Source organism: Bifidobacterium xylocopae (assembly GCF_003315615.1).
Lineage (GTDB): Bacteria > Actinomycetota > Actinomycetes > Actinomycetales > Bifidobacteriaceae > Bombiscardovia > Bombiscardovia xylocopae.
The window spans coordinates 35,689-57,396 of record NZ_PDCH01000010.1; the positions used below are offsets into that span (position 1 = coordinate 35,689).

At 61.9% G+C, this 21,708-nt stretch carries 19 protein-coding genes and 2 tRNA genes; 14 read left to right on the forward strand and 7 right to left on the reverse strand.

Annotated features, from left to right (window positions below):
- Window positions 1-93 precede the first annotated feature (93 nt).
- Window positions 94-4,002 carry a glycosyltransferase family 2 protein gene (locus CRD59_RS05550; protein WP_236632750.1) on the forward strand — a complete coding sequence of 1,303 codons (3,909 nt, stop codon included), beginning with the start codon at window positions 94-96 and terminating at the stop codon, window positions 4,000-4,002.
- Between the two features lie 6 nt (window positions 4,003-4,008).
- Here CRD59_RS05550 and CRD59_RS05555 read toward each other — a convergent pair whose 3' ends face one another.
- Window positions 4,009-5,046 (reverse strand): glycosyltransferase, encoded by a 1,038-nt coding sequence (locus tag CRD59_RS05555; protein ID WP_113853697.1) that lies wholly within the window; start codon window positions 5,044-5,046, stop codon window positions 4,009-4,011.
- Window positions 5,047-5,242: 196 nt separating this feature from the next.
- On the opposite strand from CRD59_RS05555, the gene CRD59_RS08095 reads away from it, so the two are divergent.
- From CRD59_RS08095 to rplI, 6 genes are all read left to right on the forward strand, one after another.
- A complete protein-coding gene (locus tag CRD59_RS08095; RefSeq protein ID WP_201736562.1) occupies window positions 5,243-5,404 on the forward strand; it encodes a hypothetical protein in 162 nt (53 codons plus the stop codon).
- Window positions 5,401-6,447, forward strand: a complete 1,047-nt coding sequence (locus CRD59_RS05560) for a C39 family peptidase (protein ID WP_201736563.1) — start codon at window positions 5,401-5,403, stop codon at window positions 6,445-6,447. Before CRD59_RS08095 ends, CRD59_RS05560 begins: the two co-directional genes overlap by 4 nt.
- Window positions 6,448-6,587: 140 nt before the next feature.
- Window positions 6,588-6,884 (forward strand): 30S ribosomal protein S6, encoded by a 297-nt coding sequence (rpsF, locus tag CRD59_RS05565; protein WP_113853698.1) that lies wholly within the window; start codon window positions 6,588-6,590, stop codon window positions 6,882-6,884.
- A 66-nt stretch (window positions 6,885-6,950) separates the two neighbouring features.
- Entirely contained in the window at window positions 6,951-7,586 is a 636-nt protein-coding gene (locus tag CRD59_RS05570; RefSeq protein WP_113853699.1) for a single-stranded DNA-binding protein, read from the forward strand.
- Window positions 7,587-7,655: 69 nt separating this feature from the next.
- A complete protein-coding gene (gene rpsR, locus CRD59_RS05575; RefSeq protein WP_113853700.1) occupies window positions 7,656-7,904 on the forward strand; it encodes a 30S ribosomal protein S18 in 249 nt (82 codons plus the stop codon).
- A 14-nt stretch (window positions 7,905-7,918) separates the two neighbouring features.
- A complete protein-coding gene (gene rplI / locus CRD59_RS05580) occupies window positions 7,919-8,371 on the forward strand; it encodes a 50S ribosomal protein L9 (protein WP_113853701.1) in 453 nt (150 codons plus the stop codon).
- Window positions 8,372-8,518: 147 nt separating this feature from the next.
- On the opposite strand, the gene CRD59_RS05585 is transcribed toward rplI, so the two are convergent.
- The 3 genes from CRD59_RS05585 to CRD59_RS05595 all read right to left on the reverse strand — a co-directional run bounded on the left by CRD59_RS05585 (window position 8,519) and on the right by CRD59_RS05595 (window position 10,903).
- Window positions 8,519-8,866: a phenylpyruvate tautomerase MIF-related protein gene (locus tag CRD59_RS05585; protein WP_113853702.1), complete on the reverse strand. Its 348-nt coding sequence runs from the start codon at window positions 8,864-8,866 to the stop codon at window positions 8,519-8,521.
- A gap of 105 nt (window positions 8,867-8,971) precedes the next feature.
- Window positions 8,972-9,475: a GtrA family protein gene (locus tag CRD59_RS05590; protein WP_113853720.1), complete on the reverse strand. Its 504-nt coding sequence runs from the start codon at window positions 9,473-9,475 to the stop codon at window positions 8,972-8,974.
- 102 nt (window positions 9,476-9,577) lie between these two features.
- On the reverse strand, window positions 9,578-10,903 hold the full coding sequence (locus CRD59_RS05595) for an MFS transporter (protein ID WP_113853703.1): 1,326 nt from the start codon (window positions 10,901-10,903) through the stop codon (window positions 9,578-9,580).
- Between the two features lie 161 nt (window positions 10,904-11,064).
- Here CRD59_RS05595 and CRD59_RS05600 point away from each other — a divergent pair, with 161 nt between their 5' ends.
- A complete protein-coding gene (locus CRD59_RS05600) occupies window positions 11,065-11,736 on the forward strand; it encodes a histidine phosphatase family protein (RefSeq protein ID WP_113853704.1) in 672 nt (223 codons plus the stop codon).
- A gap of 66 nt (window positions 11,737-11,802) precedes the next feature.
- The gene (locus CRD59_RS05605) at window positions 11,803-12,666 is read left to right on the forward strand and encodes a hypothetical protein (protein ID WP_113853705.1); all 864 of its coding nucleotides are present in this window, start codon (window positions 11,803-11,805) and stop codon (window positions 12,664-12,666) included.
- Window positions 12,667-12,713: 47 nt separating this feature from the next.
- On the opposite strand, the gene CRD59_RS07960 is transcribed toward CRD59_RS05605, so the two are convergent.
- The 3 genes from CRD59_RS07960 to CRD59_RS05620 form a co-directional block, all read right to left on the reverse strand.
- Window positions 12,714-13,262 carry a DUF805 domain-containing protein gene (locus tag CRD59_RS07960; protein WP_161522286.1) on the reverse strand — a complete coding sequence of 183 codons (549 nt, stop codon included), beginning with the start codon at window positions 13,260-13,262 and terminating at the stop codon, window positions 12,714-12,716.
- Window positions 13,263-13,858: 596 nt separating this feature from the next.
- Window positions 13,859-14,680 (reverse strand): ABC transporter permease, encoded by an 822-nt coding sequence (locus CRD59_RS05615; protein WP_113853707.1) that lies wholly within the window; start codon window positions 14,678-14,680, stop codon window positions 13,859-13,861.
- Entirely contained in the window at window positions 14,677-15,789 is a 1,113-nt protein-coding gene (locus tag CRD59_RS05620; RefSeq protein ID WP_113853721.1) for an ABC transporter substrate-binding protein, read from the reverse strand. The genes CRD59_RS05615 and CRD59_RS05620 overlap by 4 nt, the downstream gene beginning before the upstream one ends.
- Window positions 15,790-16,364: 575 nt before the next feature.
- On the opposite strand from CRD59_RS05620, the gene nrdD reads away from it, so the two are divergent.
- The 5 genes from nrdD to CRD59_RS05645 all read left to right on the forward strand — a co-directional run bounded on the left by nrdD (window position 16,365) and on the right by CRD59_RS05645 (window position 21,498).
- Complete coding sequence (gene nrdD / locus CRD59_RS05625) at window positions 16,365-18,764, forward strand: anaerobic ribonucleoside-triphosphate reductase (protein WP_236632757.1); 2,400 nt, start codon at window positions 16,365-16,367, stop codon at window positions 18,762-18,764.
- Between the two features lie 161 nt (window positions 18,765-18,925).
- Complete coding sequence (gene nrdG / locus CRD59_RS05630; protein ID WP_113853709.1) at window positions 18,926-19,654, forward strand: anaerobic ribonucleoside-triphosphate reductase activating protein; 729 nt, start codon at window positions 18,926-18,928, stop codon at window positions 19,652-19,654.
- A gap of 60 nt (window positions 19,655-19,714) precedes the next feature.
- A complete protein-coding gene (gltX, locus tag CRD59_RS05635) occupies window positions 19,715-21,244 on the forward strand; it encodes a glutamate--tRNA ligase (protein ID WP_407923119.1) in 1,530 nt (509 codons plus the stop codon).
- 64 nt (window positions 21,245-21,308) lie between these two features.
- Window positions 21,309-21,381: transfer RNA gene (locus CRD59_RS05640), tRNA-Glu, on the forward strand.
- Window positions 21,382-21,426: 45 nt separating this feature from the next.
- Window positions 21,427-21,498, forward strand: a tRNA-Gln gene (locus CRD59_RS05645).
- Window positions 21,499-21,708 lie beyond the last annotated feature (210 nt).

Genomic DNA, 21,708 nt, shown 5'->3' on the forward strand with positions numbered 1-21,708 from the left:
GCCGTGGATACTTCCGCCAGAAAGGCCCTCGACTTCAGCGTTCGTAGCGAGGGTGCCGAGATCAAGCGTAGCTGCCGGGGCGATCTCACCAGCATGCTCGGTCTGGATACGGGTGCCAAAGCAGGCTTCACCATCACCTTGCCTGCGTGCTGCCGGACGTTGATTATCCACCTCTCCCAGGATGGAGAGGCCATCAGCAGGACGGTTGGTATCGATGAGTTGGTGGCCGGGCTCGGCAAGGACTTCAGGCGCAAGCGAAGCAAAGAGCGGATGCGCTACCTGACTCATGCCGGGACACCCTCCGGTTTTAGGGCCCTCAAAGCAGCCGCCAAGCGGCGCGTGTCCCCTGAGCAGGACCATTACCAGGAGTGGATTGCTCAACACGAAGTGCTGTCTGAGCCCGCTGCCGTCGCTCAGTTGGGAGGCTTCAGCAAGCGCCCCTTGATTTCGATCGTTATCCCTGTATATGACGTGGAAGAGAAGTGGCTGCGTAAATGCGTGGCGTCGATACAGGCCCAGTGGTATTCCAAGTGGCAACTATGCCTGGCCGACGACCATTCACACTCGGAGCATGTGCGCCCCCTGCTAGAGGAACTGGCTGCAAGTGACGAGCGTATCAAGGTCGTGTTCCGCGAGGAGAATGGCGGCATATCGGCAGCCACGAATTCGGCCCTGACCGAGGCCTCCGGTGATTACATCGGGTTCATGGACAACGACGACGAGTTGGCTCCGAATGCCCTCTTCCACGTGGTCCAGGTCCTGAACGAGGATCCGACCATCGACCTCATCTACACTGACGAGGACAAGATGAGCGAGGACGGGGTCCGCTTCGACCCCTTTTTCAAGCCCGGTTTCTCGCCTGACCTCTTACTTGCCCACAACTACATCACTCATTTTGTGGTTGTTTCCAAGGAGCTACTGGCCAAGGTGGGGCCCCTGCGTCCGGAGTTTGACGGTAGCCAGGATTATGACTTCGTCCTGCGAGCGACCGAGCGGGCCGTGCGAATCCACCATATCGGTAGGATCCTCTACCACTGGCGTACGCTGGCGTCTTCGGTGGCTGGTGATCCGACTAGCAAGATGTACGCTTACGAAGCGGGGCGCAAGGCCCTGGAGGCGGCCCTGGAACGGCGGCAGCTGGCCGGCTCGGTGCAGATGCAAGACAACCTGGGCACCTATAAGATTGAGTACGAAGGCAAGTTGCCATCGATCGCCGTCCTGGCCTCCTCATACAGCGCTGGGCGTCTGCGAAAGCTTCAGGAGTCGACTCAATATCCTGATGTGGCGTTCGTGCCCGTCACGGAGGAAACACTCAATCAGGTGGCCCAGGAGCGTGGCGAGGATAAGTTGGTGTTTCTGGACGGTCTTCTGCCTAAGGACCCCTCCTGGTTGCTGGAGATGGTCAATGCCAGCCGTGGCGCCGGCGTGGGCGTCGTCGGAGGGAAGATCTTCGACCGCCACGATCGGGTCGTCAACGTTGGCATCACCCTGCGGGCCTTGCGTGGGCATGAGCCCTTCGAAATGCGGGGGCAGACAGACCAAGGCATAGGGTATTATTTCCGCGACATTCTGCCCCGGGATATGTTCGCTGTGACAGAGGACTGCATGCTGGTCGATCGCAAGGTTTTCGTGACCTTGGGGGGGTTCAATGAGCAACTGGCGGCAGGGATCAGGGGGGTTGACTTCTCCCAGAGGGTGCTCCGCCAGGTAGGGGGCAGGCCTCTATGGCAACCATATTCCGTGTTTGTGGATACGAAACGTCACCCGCTCATCATGTTGCGGCCTATGATTTTCCAATATCTGAGGCAGCACAAGGACCTGAGCGATCCTTTTGCCTCGGTGTGCTTCCCTCCGAATATGGACCAGGAGGCCTATATTGAGGCGGCTATAGACGAGGTCACCGGCTCATCGGATGGCAAGAACGTGGTGGTCTCAGGCTGGGCCGTCGATATGCAAGCAGATGAAGAGGTCAACATCGGGTTGGCGGATTCGTCCGTAGCAACACTTGATAAAGTCAAGCGCCTCTCTCGACCTGACGTAAACCGAATGTTTCCTGTTCCGGCCGATGCCCGCCTAGGTTTTGAAGCATCGATATCACTGGCTGTCGGTGAGGAAGGGCCGTCCGCTCAGTTGCCTGTCCTGCTGGTCTCAACATCCCAAGATCGGGAAAAGCTAAGTTACCCTCGGCAGCAAGGCAAGGAGTATGGTAAACTGAAGGATATTCTGCGTAAAATAGCTCTCCTGCGCCATCCGAGGAGCACGCTGAAGCGGCTGATTGACAAGTATATTTCACCCCGCCTGCAAAAGCATGACTACCGAAAGCTGATACACCGTACAGAGCGTTATCAGCTGTCGGCCGTAAAGGCGGACATTAATTCGTTTGCTTGGCAGCCCTTGATTTCTTTGCTGGTACCGGTCTACAATGTCGATGCCACCTGGCTTAAAGCTTGCGTGGACTCCATTAAGAGCCAGTACTACGATAACTGGCAGCTGTGTCTGGCGGATGACCACTCCTCGCAGCCGCATGTCAAGCCGCTGCTGGAGGAACTGGCAGCCAGTGATGAGCGGATTACAGTGGTCTTCCGCCAGGAAAACGGTCACATCTCCAGGGCCACCAATTCCGCGTTGGAAGTCGCTGAGGGAGATTTCGTTGGTCTTCTGGACAACGATGATGAGCTGGCCCCACAGGCTTTGTACGAGATGGTCAAATGTCTAAATGAGCACCCCGACACCGACCTGATCTACAGTGACGAAGACAAGATTGACGAGCGCGGATGCCGTACCGATCCACATTTTAAGCCGGACTACGCCCCCGACCTTCTCCTGAGCACCAACTACATCAGTCACTTCGGGCTCTATCGAACGTCAATCGTGCGGGAGATTGGCGGATTCCGGGTGGGCTATGAGGGCTCCCAGGACTACGATTTGGTCTTGCGCTTTACCGAATGCACCGATTCCCGCAGAATTAGGCACATTGCAAAGGTGCTCTACCATTGGCGTACTCTGCCGACATCCACAGCCTCCTCCGGCAGTGCCAAGGACTACGCTTCCGATGCGGGCCTACGGGCCTTGCAAGCGGCCATGGAGCGGAGAAGGATACCGGCGGAAGTGGTCTCCGAGGGTCCTGCGGGTATCTATGATGTTCATTATCAAGTGAACGACCCCGCCCTGGTCTCGGTCATCATTCCGACTAAGAACGGCTACGACAACGTCAAGCGTTGCATGGACTCCCTCATTGAGCGCACCGATTACCCTAATTACGAAGTCATTATCGCGGACAACGGCAGTAGCAATCCGCACATGTGGGACCTCTACCGGGAGTATGAGGGGAAGCTGGGAGAGCGTTTCCGGGCTGAGAAGATTGACATCCCCTTCAACTTCTCACTAATTAACAACATAGCCGCCGCGAAGGCCAAGGGCAAGTACCTGCTCTTCCTCAACGACGACACGGAAGTCATCAGCGCCTCTTGGATGACCCGCATGGTCTCGTTTGCCCAACTGGATCGGGTGGGAGTGGTGGGTGCCAAACTCTATTATCCTGATGAGACCATACAGCACGCCGGTATTGTCCTTGGTATGGGCGGGCCTGCAGGACACATCATGATCGGGTCGCCTAGGAGCTATCTGGGCTATTTCGGGCGGTTGGTGGAAAATGTCAACTACTCAGCGGTCACCGCAGCCTGCTGCATGGTCAAGGCCGAGGACTTCGAAGCCGTCGGTGGTTTCGATGCGGACCTGGCGGTGGCCTATAACGATGTGGACCTGTGCTTGCGGGTTTCCCAGCAGCTCGGCCGTGATAACGTTTGGGCGCATGAAGCTGAACTCTACCATTACGAGTCGGTCACCCGCGGCTACGACACCACGAGCAAGGAGAAGAAAGAACGGCTGACACGGGAGGCCGAAGCCTTCAAATCCCGCTACAGTGCATTGATTGAGGACGACCCCTACTACAACCCCAACCTCTCACGGACATCAGGGAACTTCTGGGTGCGCAAGTGGTGAGTGCGCTCAACGCATGTACTTGATTCGGCGATCGTAGCAGTGTTTTTCGGCCAGGCGGATCAGTCGGTGGACCTGGCAGTCGGCCCGTTGCCAAAAGCTTAGGGCACGGAAGAGAGCCCTGCAGTTCCGCCGGTCGGCCTTGTAGTCGTCGGTTAAGGCTGGTTCCCGTTTGGTGAGTGCGCGCTCCGAAGCCAGGGCATCGGCCATGGTGTAGTAGCTGCGCATGGGAATCAGGCCATGCTCAAGAGCCAGCCGGAAGTTGGCCATGCCGGCCCTGGCGTTGTCCTGGTAAAAGCCGAGGCTGCGTTCGGCGTGGGTGACCGAGCTGGGGGACTGAAGCCAGTTGTAGAGGTTGACGTCGAGGTCAGCGACCATGGTCATGCCTGAATAGAGCTGACCGGCGACCATCACATCCTGAGCGAATTTACCCTCGGGGAAGCGCACACCCTCCCACAGCTCGGCCCGGTAGAGACGGCACCAGTTGGCTTCGTTGAAGTAGCGGGCCTCGCTCTTGCGGCCCAGGCGGTCCCCCAGTAGGCGCAGGCTCTTACAAAATACACTCTGGTAGGCCTTGAGCGGGTCCTTGAAGACCGTGATATGGCCCGGCGCCTGCGCTCCGACTGCGGCCTGCTTGGCGACCGCATCGAGCTGGGAGACGCCGAACTGCCGCCAGCGGCCCTTGCTCATGTCGGCCCCGGTGGTCTCCAGGGCGTGGAGGAGGAGCTCGATATTGCGGCTGTCGAGTATGTCGTCATTGTCGACGAAGGCGATGAACCGCCCCAGAATTGCGTCCAGTCCGGCGTTTTGGGCCTTGGCTATGCCCCCATTGCTCTGATGGATTACGCTGATTCGGCCATCCCGAGCCGCATATTCGTCACAGATTGCGCCGGAGCCGTCCCGGGAACCATCGTCCACCAGAATCACCTGCAAATCGGTGTAGGTCTGATGGACTATGGAGTCCAGACAGGCGGGCAGGTAACGCTCGGCGTTGTAGACCGGGACGATGACAGAGACCAGCTGTTGCGGAGAGTTCTGGGGAAGCATGCCACCATCATAACTGTTGGACGCGAGTTCCCCCTGGCCTGGCGGGCCTTTTCCGCTCTTGTGGCGAGAGGATGGAAATCAGACATGTATGGGCTGGGCGCGGGCTTGATGAGTCGTACCATGAGCGGTGCCGGTCAGGTGCCAGCAGTGTCGTCGAACTGTCGGCGAACGGAGGGAACAGCTAGGAGAAATAAGCATGAAAGCCAGAATTTCGATGGTCGGTGCCACGTTGGTGGCAGCGTTGGTGTGGCCGGGTACGGCGCTCGCGCTGAACGGGACCTCCGCCGACACTACGGTCGTCAACGGGCAGGAAGTGCCCTTGGAAGCCCCCTCAAAAGGCCGGCAAGGCAGAAGATGACTCCACCCGGGCTCCCCAAGGAGGAGCTGAAGCTTGACCGGTCCCAGCTACTGCGCTCCGAAGAACCCGCTGCCGATCTCTTTCGCATGTACAACCACAACACCGGCGAGCAGTTCTACACTGAGAACAGCTGCGAGCGGGACTTTCTGCGCGGCAAAGGCTGGAACTACGAAGGCGTGGGCTGGAGGGTACCCCTGGAAGGCGCTCCGGTCTACAGAATGTATAATCCCAACTCTGGCGAACACTTCTACAGCCTGAACAGCTATGAGCGCGACATGGTGGTTTCGAAAGGCTGGCGGTATGAGGGCGTGGGATGGAAGGCGGCCGGCTCCAACGGCTATCCGGTCTACCGGCTCTATAACCCTCACGACCGCAGACCTGGTGCCCATCATTTCACCCTCAACAGCTACGAGCGCGACCAGCTCCAATCGGTGGGTTGGCGGTACGAGGGGGTCTCCTGGTTCGGTGTCGGCTCCGCCGAGGAATCATACGACGACATACGCCAGCTTAACGTGCCCAACTACAACCAGTACGCTGCCGGAGCCCCAAGCGGATGTGAAGGTGCCTCCCTGCTCCAGGCCTTGCAATACAAGGGCCGGCTGGGCGGTTGGAGCCTGCGGCAGTTCCTCGACACCATGCCGCACTCCAGCAATGGCGGTCCCAACAACGGCTTCGTCGGCCCTCCCTATACGGAGAGCCCGAATGTGTACTCCGCCATCTATCCAGGTCCGCTGGCCTCATGGGGGCAGGCCTACGGTAACGTAAGTAACATCACCGGTTCGTCCATGGACGCCCTGATTAATGAGGTGAGGGCAGGCAATCCAGTGGTGACCTGGGTGACCATCAACTTTCAGACCGCTCGCTGGGGCATGTGGAGCTTCGGCGCGGCGGTCAACAACAACCACGCCGTTACTCTGGACGGCTACAACATCCCGGGGGGCCAGGTCCATGTTTCCGATCCAATCTCGGGCTCTTATTGGCTGAGCCGGAGCACCTTCGAGACCATCTATAATGCTCGCAAGTTTGCGGTCGTGATTCGATGAGCTTGTGAGAAGTCGGCTGGGAGCGATAACATTAAAACTTGTCTGATGTGGCTTCCCCATGAAGGGGAGGTCCGCGGGCGATGTGCTACACCCTCCTGTCGCGGAAGGTCCGCGACCGACATGTCCAAAGGAGGTGGGTGATGTCTGCGCACAAGTATGAATTGATGTTCATCGCTGATCCGTCCCTCGACGAACGAGCCCTGGAAAAGATGGCCCAGCAGTATCTGGAGATTGTCACAAAAGAAGGCGGCTCCATCGACAAGACCGATTTCTGGGGTCGTCGCAAGCTGGCATACGAGATCGATGGCAACACCGAGGGAAACTACGCGGTGATCAACTACACCTGCGAACCCGCCGTTTCGGACGAGCTTGACCGCGTCTTGAACCTGAGCGAGTCGATCATCAGGACCAAGATCCTTCGTAAGGACGTCAAGTAAGCCCCAGCGGGCCACGTTGAGCCGCGCAGGATTTCATTCGGGGGTCAACCAGGGAAAGGCACGAAGATGGCAGGGGATACGATCATCACGGTGGTGGGTAATCTCACCGCCGACCCGGAGGTGCGCACCACCGGCAACGGCGGTACGGTAGCCAATTTCACGATCGCCTCGACACCGCGGCAGTACAACCGCAACTCGGGGCAGTGGGAGGACGGCGAAGCCCTCTTCCTACGTTGCTCGGCCTGGGATTCCACCTATGCGCCGATGGCTTCGAACATCCAGGCCAGCCTGACCAAGGGCATGCGCGTCATCGCCCAGGGTCGTCTGACCCAACGTTCCTACCAGGACCGTGAAGGCAATAATCGTACGGTCATGGAGATGCGCGTCGACGAAATCGGTCCGGCCCTGACCCGCAACACCGCACAGGTCACCCGCAACTCGGGTGGCGGCAACGGCGGTGGTGGCGGTCGCGGAGGTTTCGCCGGCTCTTCCCAGGGCGGCGGTTATCAAGGCGGTTACCAGGGTGGTGCTTCGGCCCCGGCCACCGGCGGGCAGCCCCAGGGCGGCCAGCAGGCTGCCCCACGGCAGCAGCAGGCCCCGGCCCAGGATCCATGGTCCACCCCGGCCTCCTCGGGCAACTCCTTCGGTTCTTTCGGTTCCTCCGACGACTTCGGTGGCTCCGGGGACGAGCCGGAGTTCTGAGCACCGTGGTCCGGCTCCTGGTCGGACCCCCCAATCGCAATCATTCGTAATGTGTTGTAAGGAGTACATATGTCACGCAAAAGGCCGCAAGCGCCGGTCAAGCCGATCAAGAAGAAGCCGAATCCGCTGAGCGTAGCCAAGGTTCACGAAATCGACTACAAGGATGTCGCCCTGCTGCGCAAGTTCATTTCCGACCGGGGCAAGATTCGTTCCCGCCGTATCACCGGTGTCACCGTCCAGCAGCAGCGTCAGATCTCCAAGGCCATCAAGAATGCCCGCGAGATGGCCCTCCTGCCTTACCAGACCACCGGTCGCTGAGGGGAGACAAGACAATGGCAAAGACTAGCAAAGTCATTCTGACAAAGACCGTGGGCGACCTGGGCAACTCAGGCGATGTGGTCGAGGTCAAGCCCGGCTACGCACGCAACTTCCTGCTGCCCAAGGGTCTGGCCTTCGCCTGGACCAAGGGTGCCGCCTCTCAGATCGAGTCCATGCGCCGCGCCCGCCGGGCCAAGCTCATGGCGACCCGTGAGGACGCCGTTGCAGCCAAGGCAGCCATCGAGGGTACCGTCGTCGAGATCAAGGCGAAGGTCTCCGAATCCGGCAAGCTCTTCGGCTCCGTTTCCCTGGATGCGATCGCCGAGGCCCTGTCCTCAAAGGCTGCGGTAGAGCCGCGCACCATTTCGGTCGATACCATCAAGACGCCCGGCGATTATCCGGCCACCGTGGCCCTCCACCCGGAGATTTCCGCCTCCTTCACAGTCAAGGTGACCGGAGACAAGTGATGAACTGATTCAGGGACGGTCCAGACCGTTCCTGGACAGGGGAAAGGCTCCCGACCCGCAAGGGTTCGGGAGCCTTTCCCTATACGTGCACGTGGTGGCCCGCCATGCCTGCTTGCCTGCGGCAGCCGGGCGACCCGGGCGATGGGGTTAGAAGTTGGAGCCGTTCCAACCCCAGTCGGTGGTGGCTGTATAGCGGATGTAGGTGCGGTCGTTAGGGATGCCCAGCTCCTGGTCGAGGACCTTCATGATGGATTCCGTCAGTTGCTCCCAGGACGAGCGGGGCACATCGGAGCCGAAGACATTGACCTCGACATATGCGGCGGGCTTCGAATCGTCGCCGCCGAAGTAGATCGGCATGTCCGATTCGAACGGGCACATGAGCCAGCCCTCCGATTTGCCGGGGACCGCCGTGATGGCTTGGCCGTACGCGGCCTTGATATGCTCACGCTGTTCGGCGCTGAGCGGGGTTGAGACGTGTGTATGGATGACAGGCATGGAATCCCTCCTGGAAAAGTCCCCCGGTTGCTGCAATGGCCTGTCATCTCCAACAGGGACGCCGCAGCCGGTCGATAGTTCTTCCAGGATAGTCCTGGTCCGTCCTTACCGCCAGCCGAATGGTCGGTGGGTCAGGGAGAAGGCGCCCAGGCGGCAGGCAAGGGAGTCTTTCGCCTTGGGCCTGCCTGAAGCGGGTGCGTCCAGGAGCCACTTGCGGATGATGAAGTTCCAGATGGAGACCACGACAGTGGCCACGATTTTGCTGGCGTTGGTGTAAAGCACGTACTTGGCGTGCATGGCCGTTGCCGCGTCGGCTGGCAGCGTGGAGGTGCCGGCCCAGATGATGAGCTCGTTGATGCCCAGGCCGATGGCGGCGGAGACGAAGAACACCAGGATCTCCATCCAACGGGCCATGTCGTCGCGATGGGTGAAGACATACTTCATGCTCGCCAGGTAGTTGAAAGCCAGCGATATCAGGAAGGATGCCGTGGAGGCCGCCAGATTGTTGATGTGGAAGTGAAGAAGGAGGTTCATCACGCCGATGTCGATGAGGAAGGCGATGATACCCACGACACCGAACTTGGCCACTTGCTCAATCAATTTTCGCACAGTGAAACCATACAGCATGGCCCGGCCCGATTCCACGGCAGACCGAAGCCCGCCGCCGGATGTTCGCCCGATCACCGATACCTATTCCTGCGCTCGGACGGATCAGGTGGCCATGACAGTCAGGTCCGGGCGTTCGGTGGAATCCTTGATCTGACGGAAACCGATGAAGGCGATGGCCAGGCTGGTCAGGGCCAGGGCGGTGACTACGCCGAACCCGCCCCGGGAGCCGTAGCGGTCGATGAAGACACCGGCGATGGCCGAGCCGGCCGAGGAGCCGATGGAGTTCATGGCGTTCAGCCAGGCCATGCCTTCGGTGAAGCGGATGGGTGGGACCAGGTGGAGCATGAGCTGGTTCCCGTTGATCCAGGTGGGTGCCTGGCAGACACCGATGACCAGATAGATGGCCATGATCGTCCAGATGTTGCGGGCGAACATGAAGGAGGCGATACCCAGATTGACCACCAATAGGCAGAAGTAGAAGCGCTTCCATAGGGGGATGGTCCAGCTCTTGGCGCCGTAGAGGAGGGCGCCGATCAGCGAGGAGAAGGAGAAGCAAGCGAAGACGAACCCGGTCATCTGCTTCATGCCCTGCTCGCTGGCGAAGGAGATGATGGAGATGGAGGCGGCGGATTGGAAGGCGCCCAAACCGAACCAGGTGACACATACCGCGATCAGGCCTGCGCTCCAGAAGCCCGAGGAGACGCCCCCTCCGCCCAACTGTGCTTGGAGCTCGGCCTGCCTGCGGCGGTAGTCCTTGCGGGAGACGCCCTCCTGCCGGGCGAGTGCGGTCTGCGACGGCGGCTCGGTGGACAGTTCGGTCAGAAACATCAGCGCACCGATGATGACGCACACGCCGGTGAACGAGAAGGCCAGAACCCCTGAGGCGACGGCCAGGATGGAGGCCAAAGGGTTGCCCACCACCCACATGGCTTCGTCGAACACCCCGGACAGGGACAGGGCCCGTTCGGTGCGCACATGGTCGCCCTTGAGTAACAGGGTCCACCGCCGACGGCTCATGGCGCCCCACGGTGGGATCGCTGCCATGAATGGGGTGATGCAGTATAGGACCCAGGCCGGAGCATGGGCGCTGATGGCGCTGATCAGACTGACCGCTGCGACGACCCACACCGCAATTGTGGGAATCGAAACCTGGCGCTGGCCGAACTTGTCGACCAGTTTTCCCAGGACCGGGCTCATGACCGCCAGTGAGATGGCCTGCGTGGCGGTCAGGGCCCCGGCCAATGAGTAAGAGCCGTAGTAATGCTGGACCGAGATGGTGATGGTCATGCCCACCATGGGGAAGGGCATGGAGGCGATCACGGCGCCTATTGCAAAGCGGGCCGTGCCCGGCATGCGCAGGAGTTCGGCGTATCCTCCAAGGATGCGGCGGCCTGCTTCCCTGATGGCTGCGGTGATCTGCTGAGGCATCGGGCTTCCTCTGTGTATGTGAAACTGCGAGAGATGGGGTGGGGTTTGACGGTCCGTCCGGGCGACTTGTGGCAGCTGGCGTTCCGTGTCAAACTTTAGTGGACATAGTTGACGACACGCCATGGCTGCCCTGCTCCGGGGCGGCGGCAGGAGGCACGATTTTGCCAGCGACCACGATTCACTTCGTCCGCCATGGGAAGGTGTACAACCCCGATCATGTGCTGTACGAGCGGCTTCCCGGCTTCCACCTGTCCAAGCGTGGGGCGCGGATGGCTGCGGCCACCGCCCGTTTCCTGGCGCTGAACCCGGCCACGCAGGGTGTCTCCGCCATCTATTCCTCACCCTTGGAGCGTGCACGGGAGACCGCAGGAATCATCCTCGACCGCCTCAATCGCGAGCGTGCCGAGCGCGGAGGGCAGCCTCTGAAGCTGGAGCTGGACACCCGCCTGATCGAGGCCGGCAATGAGTTCCGGGGCAAGCGGATAGGCAGGGGAGAGGGCTCCTTGTGGCGTCGAAGCAACTGGCGGCTGCTGACCGACCTGATGGAGCCATCCTGGGGTGAGTCCTACCGTTCCATCGCCGAGCGCATGGCCGCTTTCGTCCAGGAGCAAGTGAGGGACCGGCCGGGTGAGCAGATCGTGGTGGTGAGCCACGAGTCGCCCATCTGGACCTACCGGCATCTGCTGGAGACCGGACACCCGGAGCACAACATGCTGCTGCGCGGCACGGCGCTGGCCTCGGTCACGTCAATCACCATCGACTGTGTCAGCGGTGACGTACTGGGCATTGCGTATGCGGATCCCGCGGCGGAGGTGGGCCGGGCGGCCCGATGACCTATGATGGCAGAGGAGTCGCCGTGACCGGCGTGTCCGATTCGTCCAACAGGCCAAGGAGGGCAGATGGCATACGCATTTGACAGCAAGCAGGTTGACGCCCTGGCGGTGTTGCCCGAAGTGGTGCAGGCCGCTGAGGCCGGGTCTCGTCTGATCGGGCTGTGGCCGCTGACAGATGCCATGCAGATGGATAACGATGCCAAATACGGTGAGAATCTGCAGGTCAGAATGTCACAGACCCTGGCGCAGGTGATGACGGGCGAGGAAGTGACCATCCCCGATGCCGAATTCGTCTACGAAGGCGCCGATCAGATCCCGGGCCGTCCCCAAACGATTGTGGACGCGCTTTTGGCTGCCAACGACGCGTGTGATGGTCTGTCCGGCTTCGCTCAGGACGGCGATTTCGAACGCGTGAGGGTCGCAGCCGAACGTCTGAATGCCGGATGGAGCGAGGACGAGGTCCATGCTGGCGCCGAAGTGGTCCAGACTGCGCTCGCGTCGCTGTGCCCAGGGCAGGAATTGGAAGCCTCCGCCGACCCGCAGGTCATCGCCTCTCGCCTGTCCGGATCCATGCTGGCCGCCGGCGATCTGATCCGGGCCGTCGGTGCGAGTGCCGATCGTCCGGTCAAGGCTCTGCCTGTTCTGCTGTTCGCCAACGAACTCAATGAACGCCTGGAGATTCCCCGGTCCTATATCAGTGCCGGGCAGCTGTCGGAGCTGTTGGGCTTGTCGTCGCCGCAGGCTCTGGCCCGGGCGGCCGGCCCACTGGTGCGGGCTGAATGGGACTCACACCGTGAGGATCTGCTCTGGGATCCGGACGAGGCCAAGCGGCAGGCCAAGGAAGAGGATGAGCGGAAGAGCCGTGAGGCCCTGAAGGCCAAGTTCGCGCACGTACCGGAAGACCCGAACAAGCCCCCCGTGGAATTGTAAAGGGCTTATCCGGGTCTCTGCCCGAAGGCGGCTGGCCGGCGCTGTGATCAGCGGGGCTGGCCGCCTTTGTCGAAGCGGGTGCCCGCCGGGTTGGAGGCGCGCACGGTCAGCACCAGCCAGACGATGCCGCCGGCGAGTACGGCCATAAGGGCCCAGCCCATATTCATGACCATGGAAGGGGTGAATATGGTCGCGTCCTCGGACATCAAGGCGGATGTGTCGACGGAGGCCACGGTGGCTAATACGATGCCGGCGCCCCCGTATGTCAGCCCGAACGGCAGGAGCACCCAGCATCCGGAGAGATTGGTGTCATGCAGGCGCCGCACGGTCACGGCCAGGTTCGGAATCAGGATGGCAAGGTCCCAGACGTAGCCGATGTAGGTGCCTGCAGACCCCATGGGCATGGTCAGCAGGCTGATTGCACCTCCGGCCAGGAAAAGGAAGAGGAAGGCCCACCAGAATTCCCCCCGTGAGGCGCGGCCGGAGAAGTCGGCGTACTTGGTGAAGAATCGTTTGATGGCCGCGACGAATCCGATGCCATACCAGGGTTGGCCCAATGGCGGCTCACCGCCAGGACCAGCTTGCCCCGAGTACATAGGTGGGGTCTGGGGCAGGGTGGGCTGCCCGGGGACGAATGGGCCGGCAGGCTGACCGTAGGGCGGCTGTCCAGGTGTTTGCCCGTACTGTTGCTGCTGCCCCGGTTGGGGCTGTCCGTACTGCGGTTGGCCGTATTGCGGCGCTTGCGGCTGCTGTCCGTAGGGTTGGCCGGGACCTTGGTTGTGGACGGGGGCCGTCTGACCATACCCCGGTTGGGGCGTTTGGACCGGTTGCGGAGCCTGCGGTGTTTGATCCGGCTGGCTTTGCTGGCCATATGGGCCGTATGGGTCCGGGTCGGTCCGCCCGTAAGGCTGTCCCTGGCTGTATTGTCCTGCTGCCCCATAGGGGGCCGTCTCGCCGGAGGGAACGTAAGGTCCCCGCCCGTTCCCCGGATGCTGGCCCCCACCATCTCCCGTCTGCGGTTCGTTTCCGAATTCCGTCATGTGTACGCTTCCTTGCCTGGCGACCTTTACGGTCGCCGTCTTGGCCGCCGGCCTGTTCGCGACGGGCGGTTTTCCCAACTGTTACAGTATGGCAGAAAGGCACCGGGTGCGTCCACTGCGGCATGGAAGCCGTGGCTGCGTTCCGGGCCGGTTCAGCTTCCGAGTTCGGCCGTGAACTCCGCCTCGTCGTTTCCGCCGATCGTCAGCCGTTCGACCAGGGCGATCAGGGCCAGCAGAACGGCGGTCAGGGCTATGATCGCCAGGGTGGCGGAGAAGATGAGCGGTGTCTGGAAGGAGTTGAAGGCCGACTGGAGCCAGATGCCCAGGCCATCGCGCGCGCCCAGGTATTCCGCGGTGGCGGCGGTGGCGAACACATAGGCGGCCGAGACCCGTAGGCCCGAGAAGACCTGACCGGCGGCCACACGCAGTTTCACGTGCCACAAGGTCCAGGCCCGGCCGGCGCCGCAGGTGAGCGCCACATCCTGATAGAAGCCGGGAACCGACTTGAGCCCCCGGTAGGTTTGGACGGCGACGGGAAAGAGGCCGAACACAGCGACCACCACCACCTTGCCGACCGGCTCGAAGCCGAACCAGATGATGAACAGGGGGGCGATGGTGATCAATGGCACCATCTGTGCGGCGGCGACCAAGGGGTAGAGGGCGTCGTGGGCCGGCTTCCAACAGTAGAGCGCAAGGCCGGTCAGCAGGCCGATCACAGCGGCCAGCAGGAATCCCGCGAAACCCTCCAGGGCCGTGATCCGTGCGGCCGTCAGCAGATCTGCCCAATTGCGTGCGGTGGACTGTATGACCAGCCAGGGGGAGGGTAGGGCGTGCTCGGAGATTCCGCCCAGGTCAACCCCGAACTGCCAGATGAGGACCAGGGCTGCGAAGGTCAGCAGCGGTGGGAGAATTCGCTTCCAGAGCGGGCGCTTCCGGCCCCTGCCCTCGCGTGTCCAGGATGCGGGGGCGCTCATCTGACGAACTCGTCGGTCCACAGGTCCTTGGCCTGCGGCGCGCGATCCGGTTTGGCGCCCTTCGCGTCCTGGTAGGAGCCGGCGGCCTGTTGGAAGTCCAGATAGGTCTGGGCATCGCCCATGTCCACCTTGCCGGTGAGCTTCGTGCCGCCGGGTTGCTTGGTCCAATACCCTTCCTTGACGATGCGTTCCATGGAGGTGTGCGCCTGGGCGGGGTCGATGTGGGCCGTGGGGGTCTGCCTGACCAGGATGTCGGCGGCCTGGTCGGGGTGGGCCAAGGCCCAGTCGTAGCCGCGTTTGCTGGCCTGCACGAACTTGCGCAGGGCGGTCCGGTGGTCCTGGCCCCTGAGCCAGCCGTCCTTGACCACGAACCCGGTCTGGTCGGGGTTTCCGGGCACCCCCCAGTCTGACTGGACGAAGCAGTTGAGCTTCGGGCCCTTGAGGTCGGACTGCACCCCCTCCCAGGTCACATAGAAGCCGGCGAAATCGCCCTTGCCGGAGGACAGGGTGGCGAAGGTGGAGGTGCCGGAGGTGGCGCGTTTGAAGTCGCCGTTTCCGCCGGCGTTCCTGATCATTTGCCTGACCACTGCGGTCTGTTCGGCGGAGCCGAAGCTGACGAATGTCTTGCCGTCGAAATCCCTGGGGGTCCTGATGTCCGTGCGGGAGGCAAGCGCGCACCAGCGGGCGATGGGTTCCTGCCCGATGTCGAAGACCTGCCTGAGGTGCGACCCCTTGGTGTTGAATGCCGCCAGGTTGCTCAGCTTGGAGAAGCCCACATCGGCCACCCCGTTCTCCACAGAGGTCTCGGCGCCGGCCTGGGCCGTGGGCAGGATCCTGACCGAAACCCCGGCCTGCTTGTAGTAACCCAGTTCCTGTGCCACGTAGATGCCTACATGGTTGGTGTTCGGCGTCCAGTCCAGCATGAAGGAGATGCTGTCGCCGGTTTTGTCGCCACCGGCATGGCCCGAACCGCAACCCGCCAGTCCGATCCCCAGGGCCACCGCCAAGGCGGAGATGGCAGCCAACGTCCGCCTGGGGAGCCTTGCCGCGGCCTTCCCGTATGTCGTGCCGCTGGCCGCCCGGGCCCGTGCGTTTTTCAGTGTCCTCATCTGCTCATCACCTTGCCTTCCGCGCTTGCTGCGCGTGCTTGCGATGCCGGGCCGCTGGCCGGGAAGGTGAGGAGCCCGCGCGAAACCCGGATCGCCGGCGGGGGCCATGCACCTGCCCACCGCCTCAACTGGATCCTTATGACGCGGCTGCTGCCACCAACCGCGCGAAGCTGATGACCAGTATAAAAGGCCGGTGGTAAGAGGGGCGCGGTAGGACCGGGGCGACCAGCCCCGGCATCAGGCTCCGGAGACCGAATTAGGGGAGGGGTCTCGACATAGGGTACGGCGTGTCGGAGCGCTCGCGTGTCGCACAAGGTGGGTCTCGGCGGCTCGGCCGCCGGCTTGCGCCGTCTTCGCACGGTTTCGCCGGAGGCCTCCGGATGCATCAGTGTGTGCTAGTTCACAGTTTTTGGGTATGCAACTATATGTAGTGATGGAATTGCGGAAAACCCCTAGATATTGTGTTTATTCGTGTTAGGCTAGGGGTGTTGAAGGAAACGACGCGGGTGTGGTTACGCTCGCTGGCGCGGGGGCCAGGCCCCCGCTTGGAGGAGCTGGATATGGATACGCAGGTGATGGCGGGTCGGACGCAGGACGATAAGGTCCTAGGGGAGTCCGACGGTGTCGACGGCATCCTCGTCGAGAAGCGGGACGGCCGAATCGTCGATTTCGATCCTGTGAACATCATGAATGCGGTCGAAGCGGCTTTCAAGGACGTGGACTCCGAAATCGACCCCAAGCTCAAGCGGGAGATCCGGGACATGGCCCTCGCGGTCCAGTCCGAGATTCATGACCGCTACACCAACCCGGTCAAGATCGAGGACATCCAGACCCTGGTGGAGCATGCCCTCGTCAACGCCCACTATTACGAGATCGCCCGCGCCTACACCTCCTATCGGCTCAATCGGGACATCGCCCGCGCCAAGGCAACGGATGTGACGGAGGCCGTGCACCGTCTGACCTCCAAGGATGAGTCCCTGGTGCGGGAGAACGCCAACAAGGACGCCAATGTCTACGCCACCCAGCGCGACCTGCTGGCCGGTGCGGTCTCCAAGGCCTCGGCCCTGAAGATGCTTCCCAAGGATGTGGCCAACGCCCACCTGAAGGGCGACATCCACTTCCATGATGCCGACTACTCGCCATTCACCGCCGAGACCAACTGCTCCCTGCCCGATTTCGGCGACATGCTGGCAAATGGCTTCGAGCTGGGCAACGCGATGATGGATTCGCCCAAGTCCATCGGCACGGCGGCCACCCAGATCACGCAGATCATCAAGGACATCGCCGGTTCCCAGTATGGAGGCCAGACCGTCAACCGCGCCGATGAGATGCTGGAGCGGTACGCCAGGCTCGACTACGAGAAGAACTACAAGATGGCCGAAGCGGTCCTGCCCGACGAGGAGCCCATCGAACTGGCCAAAGAGGTGGTACAGGGGCTCAAGGCCCGCGAAGGCGACTGGATCCACCTGGATGACCGTCCCGCCCTGGGTGAGGACGCCCCCTTCGACCTGGATGCGCCGGCCATTGTGCGCGCCCGTCAGGTCTATGCCAAGATCCTGACCCGCAAGGCCATCTATGACGCCATGCAGACCATGGAATACCAGATAAACTCCAACCGCGTATCCAACGGTCAGACACCGTTCGTCACGGTCGGCTTCGGGCTGGGCACCTCCTGGTTCGCCCGCGAGATCCAGCGCGCCATCCTCCTGATTCGCATCCGCGGGCTGGGCAAGGACCGCCACACCGCCATCTTCCCCAAGCTGGTCTTCACGATCAAGCACGGATTGAACGCCGACGATGGCGATCCCAACTACGACATGAAGCAGTTGGCGCTCGAGTGCTCCACCAAGCGTATGTACCCGGACGTTGTCTTCTACGAGAACCTGGTCAAGATCACCGGTTCCTTCAAGGCTCCCATGGGCTGCCGTTCCTTCCTCCAGGGATGGGTCAACCCAGAGACCGGGGAGGACGAGGAGGACGGTCGCATGAACCTGGGCGTCGTCACCGTCAACATCCCGCGTATCGCCTTGGAGTCGCGCGGCGACAAGGACCGGTTCTGGAAGATCTTCGACCAGCGGATGGAAGTGGCCCATCACGCCCTCCAGTTCCGTATCATGCGCTGCAAGCAGGCCACGCCGATCAATGCTCCCACCCTGTACCAGTACGGTGCCTTCGGCCGCCTGAAGCCCACGGATTCGGTCGACACCCTCTTCCGTAACTCCCGGGCGACCATCTCCCTGGGGTACATCGGCCTGTACGAGGCCACCTCGGTCTTCTATGGCAAGGACTGGATGCAGGACCATTCATGGGACCCCGAAGGCAAGGAATTCGCCCTCTCGATCGTGCGCCGCATGAACCAGCTGTGCCAGCAGTGGGAGAAGGCCGAGCGCTACCATTACTCGGTCTATTCCACCCCGGCCGAGTCCCTGACCGACCGCTTCTGCCGTTTGGACCAGGAGAAGTTCGGCAAGGTCGATGGCGTGACCGACCATGACTTCTACACCAACTCCTTCCACTACCCGGTCTGGCTGCGGCCCACCCCCATGGAGAAGCTTTCCTACGAGCGCGACTTCCCCTACCTGGCTTCTGGCGGGTTCATCAACTACTGCGAGTTCCCCTCCCTGCAGGCCAATCCAAAGGCTTTGGAGGCGGTGTGGGACTACGCCTACGACATCGGCATCGGCTACCTGGGCACCAACACGCCCATCGACCACTGCTTCGTCTGCGGCTACGAAGGCGATTTCGAGCCCACGGAGGAGGGCTTCAAGTGCCCTGAATGCGGCAATGACGATCCCGAGAAGTGCAACGTGACCAAGCGGACCTGCGGCTATCTGGGCAATCCGGTCCAGCGGCCCATGGTCCATGGCCGCCACGAGGAGATTGCCCATCGTGTCAAGCACATGGAGGGGCAGACCGGCCACGTGGTGTTGAAAGACGGCTCGACCAAGGAGTGGTTCGACGACGTCGAGGAGTGAGCGCCACCGTAACGGGCCCCGGCGGTGACCGCCGGTCTGGGCTCGAAGGATGATTCAGGAAACAGGGATCGCGGGTGCGGCCGGGGACGGCGGCCCGCGATCACCATGTGCAGCCCAACCCGGGCCGGGATGCGGCGGGTGAGGGGCGGGGAGAAGGTTGTATGTCACAGGGGTTCATCTCGACGAATGGTGCGGCGACGGGCGGGCATCGGGATTTCGCGCCCGAGGAGACCGGCCGTGGGCCGGGCGTGCCAAGTCCGTTGACCAACAACCCCAAGGCAGGCCAATGGGACGGGCGCAAGCTGAGCCGGGGCATCGTCGCCGATTACAAGCGACTGGTGATGACCGACGGCGAAGGCATACGCTGCTCCATCTATGTCTCCGGCTGCCCTTTCCGCTGCGAGAACTGTTACAACGCCTCCATCTGGGACTTCCAGGCCGGCCACCCCTACACGCAGGAATTGGAGGACAGGATCGTCAAGGACCTCTCCCTGTCCTACGTGCAGGGCATCACATTCCTGGGTGGGGAGCCCCTGCTCAATACCCCGACCCTTATCAGGCTGGCCAAGAGGGTGCGCCAGGAGTTTGGGCACAGCAAGGACATCTGGTGCTGGACCGGTTACACATGGGAGGAATTGATGCGCCCGGGGGAGACGCCGGACAAGGCCGAACTCCTGTCGTACGTGGACATACTGGTGGACGGCCGATATATCGAGACGGAGAAGAACTCCCTCCTGCAATTCCGTGGATCCGCCAACCAGCGCATCATCGACGTGCAGCGCTCGCTGGAGACCGGCGAGATCGTGGTGTGGCCTAAACTGCATGACCAGACCCGCTTTATCCCCGAGCATTACAGCAAGGAGCGCGAGCAGGAGCAGGCCAGGGGCTGAGTCGCAGTCCGGGTTTGTCCGCAGCGGCCAACGTCGGGTTGCCGGGGCACAATGGAGGCTATGAGTCAAGAGCACGACAAGAACGCGAAACCCGAGCTCCCCAAGGACCTGCGCGTCAGGTTCTGCCCTTCGCCGACCGGCACCCCACACGTGGGCATGGTCCGCACGGCGCTGTTCAACTGGGCCCAGGCCCGCCACAGCCATGGGACGATGGTCTTCCGCATCGAGGACACCGACGCCGCCCGCGATTCGGAGGAGAGCTACCGGCAGATCCTGGATGCCCTGCGCTGGTTGGGCCTGGATTGGGATGAGGGTGTGGAGGTGGGTGGTCCGGATGCACCCTACCGCCAGTCGGAGCGCGGCGACATATACAAAGATGTCGCCGCCAAGCTGCTCCAGGCCGGCTACGCTTATGAGTCATACTCCACGGCTGAGGAGATAGAGGCCCGGAACCTGGCCGCCGGCCGCCCCAAGGCCTTCGGCTACGATGGCTACGACCGTGGTCTGACGCAGGAGCAGAAGGATGCCTTCAAGGCCGAAGGCCGCAAGCCCGCCCTGCGTATCAGGATGCCGGACGAGGACCTGGCTTTCGATGACCTGATCCGCGGCCGCATTGAATTCAAGGCCGGTTCGGTGCCCGACTATGTCATAGTGCGCCCGAACGGTGATCCGCTCTATACGCTGACCAATCCGGTGGATGATGCGCTGATGAGGATCAACGTGGTCCTGCGGGGGGAGGACCTGCTAAGCTCCACCCCCCGCCAGCTCGTGCTCTACCGCTACCTGACCGAGTTGGGCGTGGCCAAGGGGACCCCCCTTTTCGGCCACATGCCGTATGTCATGGGGCAAGGCAAGAAGAAGCTGTCCAAGCGCGACCCCGAATCCAACCTCTTCCTCCACCGCGAGCATGGCTTCATCCGCGAGGGCCTGCTCAATTATCTGGCCCTGCTGGGCTGGTCAATCGGACCGGACCGCGATGTCTTCTCCATGGACGAGATGGTGGATCGCTTCGACATCCGCGACGTCAAAGCGAATCCGGCCCACTTCGACATCGACAAGGCCACGGCCATCAACGCCGAGCACATCCGCATGCTGGAGCCCCAGGACTTCCTGAATCGTTCCCTGCCATACCTCAAGCGCGATGGCGTGGTCTCCGCGGCCTCCTGGGAGGGGTTGACCGAGCGCGAGCGGCGGATCCTGACCGCAGCGGCACCGCTGGTCCAGCCCCGGGTCAGGCTCCTGGGCGAGGTTTCCGGCATGGTCGGGGCTTTGCTGAGCGAGGATGGTTACATCGAACCGGCGCCCGATGCCCGTAAGCAGCTCAAGGATTCGGCCGGGGCGGTCCTGGATATGGCGGTCCGGGCCCTTTCGCCCCTGGCTGAGGGGGAGTGGTCCACGGACCACCTCCACTCGGTGCTGACCCAGGCGCTGGTGGACGACGGCGGATACAAGCCCCGCCTGGCCTTCGGCCCGGTGCGGGTGGCCATTTCAGGCCGCCGGGTCTCGCCGCCCCTGTTCGAATCGCTCGAAATCATCGGTAAGGAGACGACACTCCGACGGCTGAATAACTTGCGTGAGCATCTCGGGTAACATATACTTCTATTCGTTGTGTTCGTGACCCATTGAACCGGGTCATGGCGCGGCGGATAGGTAAGCCCCCGTCGTCTAGCGGTCTAGGACTACGCCCTCTCACGGCGCCAACACCGGTCCAAATCCGGTCGGGGGTACGACGGTCTGTGCGTAGCCGTACCAAGCGGTTACCACAAGCCCTTTGGGGTATGGTGTAATTGGCAACACAGGTGATTCTGGTTCATCCATTCTTGGTTCGAGTCCAGGTACCCCAGCGGTGGAGATAGAAGCCGCGAGTCTGATATATCGGGCTCGCGGCTTCGTCGTATTCGCCCGCCGGCCCCTCCCTAATGTGGCATATGCCACAAAACAGCGGCTTTACGGGGTTTTCGGCGGGTATGGCATTGTTCAAAACCTTCACTTCCTTATATACTGAGTGTGTATTCACAGTGGCCGTGCCGCTTCTGTACAGGCTCGGCCTTACG